Raw genomic sequence first — 3,413 nt, 5'->3', positions numbered from 1 at the left:
TCGGCTCGCTTCGCTCGTGTTCGTCCTTGCGCATCTTCTCGGGAAAAAGTCGAGAATCTACGCAAGTCCCCGGAAAGTTAACAGACGTGCCACCCTGGCTGTTGCGCGTAAACGTCAGCTAGCACAGCCGGATTTATGCAACAACGCCGCATTTGGCATTACGGCTGCGCCGATCTTGGCTGTGGCCATCGGAACCGTTTTTATCCTTGTCGTTGTTGGATATGTCGTTGACTGGACTTTTAGTACATTGAATGTGAGCGGAGCAGCAACGAAGATTGTGCGCGGGGCGGGTAAGCGTCTCGAATCCGACTTACCAAAGGATTACGCGAATATATACATCGAGTCACTATGGAGAGTGACAGAGAGCGGTGCCGGATTGTGAGTTTGATTAATGATTTTGAGGAAAATGCATTGGATGGTATCGAGTCAACCCGATCGCGCGTAAGTGACCACGCAAAGTTGGCCGGGTGTGTTCTAGTGATCGGCAGTCTCCCGACAATTTTATATGCTATTGCATTTTCACAATTCGAAGGATCGGAATTGCCATGGAAGATTTCGATGGCGATTCAATTAGCGTCTTCATCTCTCATTTTTGTGCACTATTTAACAAATAGAAATTCATCCCGTATGTGGTACGAGGGATGCGCGGCAACGCTCGCTGGGGTGGCATTCTGGTTCGCGCTTGGTTCATGTTCGTTCGTCTACTTTGGATTTGCACCAATGCCTTTTATTGAGCGCGTATTCGCGCTAACTTTTTTTTTGTTAGGCACTATTTTTTGGATGTCATTGGTTTGGGTCGACTACGTGAAAAAAGACGAAGAATTCCGGTTGAGAGAGACGCTTTATATTGAAGAGGCGGAGCGCGTTATCTATTGGGGGGCGAAGGCGGACGGAATAGTCGCGCGCTTGCCTCAGCGCAACCCATTTACGCGAGCTCATTTCTGGCTAGTGTCGATGTTTGGTCCATTGTTGGGTGGAATTTGCATAATTGTGCTAAAGATCGTCCCTCAGTCATCGGGGCCGCACGCAATGTTCCTTGTTTTGTCGTTTCTTTCCTTCCCGCTCTCGCAATGGATTCTCGGCTATCTAGTCCTGCGTACGGTGTACTTCCACATCTACCTGCCGCTCAAGATCGAGCGTGAAACTGGAAAAAAAGTCATTCTCGGACCGTAGGAGATATTTATGATCAGAGGCATTATCCGCATCGGTGATCGTACCGATCACGACGGTGAAGTGATTACAGGGTCCGATACGATGAGTTTTGCTGGCCGGAAGGTCGCGCGAGTTGGCGATCTGGTTCGGTGTCCCCGGCAGGGACATGGCACCAATCCGATTGTCGAAGGTAGTTCGACGTTCACGGATCGGGGGGTGCCGGTCGCATTCCACGGCATGAGAGCGCAATGCGGTTGCGTACTACTGTCGTCGTTGAGTCAGTATGGGATCGCTTAAGCCGTGCCAGTAGACTTCGTCAATCTGCCAGATCGAGCCGAGATCCAGCTTCGCCCGCCATGCGTGATTGTGTGGACGATGATCTTCATTGCCTTCATCGCTTGTGCAGTCTCGCTGACGCTAGCGCTCTGGCCCCAGGGTGTGGCCACTCAGGATTGGAAGTTCTGGGCGTGGATGTTCGCGGTCCCGTCTTTGTTGTGTGCCATTGTGCTGGCTGTGCGTCTGCATTTTTTCCATGAAATGCCCGCCGTGCGGACTCAGGCTAGGAATGACGTACGGCAGATGGTGATTGACCACAATACGGCGTTCGCACAGCGCCCTCTCGCATTGCTCGCGAGCGCTTATATCACCCCGATGGGCGACAACGACATTGCCCTGCGCATCGCCAGCGGCGAACAATGCATTGAGGCCGAAGCCGTTCGCGACACCCAGGAAGTCCTTCGACATACCAAATTGCCCGCGTCGCCGTTCGACAGTAGGGGGGACCTGCTCGTCTCACTGTTTAGGCAACTGCTGGCAAGACTGGAGGTCCCTATCGAGGCCGCACCTGCGAGGGCGAAGATCGTTGTCTGGCTGTATGTCGCAGACGAGCAGGCGGCAGGCGAAGCTGAATCCGCGTGGGCGCGTGCTGGCGCGAGATTCGAGGGGAGACTCCTGAGCGCGACGCGGGTTCACGCCGAGAAAGGGCTGATGGTGCTCGATGACTGGCTTGATCAGTTACTTGTCCAGGGCAGCCCGCAATACGCCCTCATTGTCGCCGTCCAATTGCGCGATCTGGTGCTGGAGTCAACTGGCGAAGCGGCAGTCGCGCTACTGCTGAAAGACGGGCCTGCAAGACCAGACAAGACTGATCTTTTGCCCATCTCGGTTCATCGTCCGGTCGTTACCGCAGCATGTCCTGACTGGACCGTGCTCTCGACCGCCATCCAGTGGGGCGCGTGCGTGCCGGAAGACATTCAAGTGGTATGGCATAGCGGCCTTGGCAGGGCCGGCCGCGACCTGATCGCCAGCGAATTGTCGCCGCGGGCAAGTGATGTGTCGCGCGCGCCAAGGGCCGCAGGCGTGCCCACCGGGTCAGATGTTGATGCGGCGCTAGGCCACACTGGCATCGCATCAGGCTGGCTGGGCGTCGCTCTCGCCGCAGAACACGCCTCGCGCACCGGGCAGGCCCAACTCGTAGCCGGCGATGCCGGCGAGCAACCTTGTTTCCTGATCGTCCGGTCGCCCCCCGAACCCACCACCCCGGTATGACACGTATGAACCGCATTGAACCAGTCCACCGTCCTGTCGGCTACCTGACATTTGTTATTGCGACATGCCTGTTGCTGGTGTTGCTCGTTTTTCTTGCGGGGGATACTTGGCACCTCGATGACAGTTTGCGTCGTGCTTGGGTATTGGTTGGTATTAGCCTGCTTGCATGTGTACTCTTTTTTCTCTACGCACCGCTTTATTCTGCCTGGACAATTATCTACAGGCACGCGTTAAAGCCGTTCAAACGCGGCGAAGCGACGGCGACGCCAGCGACGGTCGGCGACGAGCGGTTCGCCGAACTCAGATCCCAACTGCGTGCCACGCACGGCCTGCGCTGGCGCTACCGCCAGCCCTGGCTGCTGCTCACCGGCGACGACGCCGCCATCGCCCGCCTCCTGCCCGAACTGGCAGAACAAGGCTGGCTGATCACCCCCGACGCGGTGTTGCTATGGAGCAACGCCAACAAGGAGGGCTGGCCGGACGCCGACTGGCYCAAGCAACTCTACCGACTACGCCGCCGCCGTCCGGTGGACGCGGTGATTCTCACTACGGATAGTGAGATGAATCTGCAGGCGCAGCGCCGTGGCGCCCATCCCGATGGAATGCGCCTGGCGCGCATCGCCGAATTGCTGCGCTGGTCCGCCCCGGTCTACCTGCTCGATGTGGCGGAGGCGAGAACGATGGGCCACGGTGTCATGCCGGTCATCAGTTGC

At 56.9% G+C, this 3,413-nt stretch carries 3 protein-coding genes and 2 pseudogenes; all 5 read left to right on the top strand.

The window, feature by feature from the left end; all coding sequences use genetic code 11:
• A pseudogene (locus AC1DQR_RS39985) lies at positions 1–382 on the top strand (hypothetical protein); the annotation flags it as partial.
• Positions 379–1,173 carry a hypothetical protein gene (locus AC1DQR_RS39980; RefSeq protein ID WP_477135102.1) on the top strand — a complete coding sequence of 265 codons (795 nt, stop codon included), beginning with the start codon at positions 379–381 and terminating at the stop codon, positions 1,171–1,173. The pseudogene AC1DQR_RS39985 and the gene AC1DQR_RS39980, both read left to right, overlap by 4 nt.
• A 9-nt stretch (positions 1,174–1,182) precedes the next feature.
• Entirely contained in the window at positions 1,183–1,449 is a 267-nt protein-coding gene (locus AC1DQR_RS39975) for a PAAR domain-containing protein (protein WP_477135101.1), read from the top strand.
• Between the two features lie 3 nt (positions 1,450–1,452).
• Positions 1,453–2,700, top strand: a complete 1,248-nt coding sequence (locus AC1DQR_RS39970; RefSeq protein WP_477135100.1) for a hypothetical protein — start codon at positions 1,453–1,455, stop codon at positions 2,698–2,700.
• A gap of 5 nt (positions 2,701–2,705) precedes the next feature.
• Positions 2,706–3,413 (top strand): annotated as a pseudogene (locus AC1DQR_RS39965) (ImcF-related family protein); the annotation flags it as partial.

Source organism: Cupriavidus sp. 05L411 (assembly GCF_056398045.1).
Note: the sequence above shows the minus strand (reverse complement) of the source record. Positions and strands in the feature narration are given on the sequence as shown.

Coding starts and splice junctions, on each gene's coding strand:
- AC1DQR_RS39975 (WP_477135101.1), top strand. CDS start 1,183: ATGATCAGAGGCATTATCCGCATCGGTGATCGTACCGATCACGACGGT.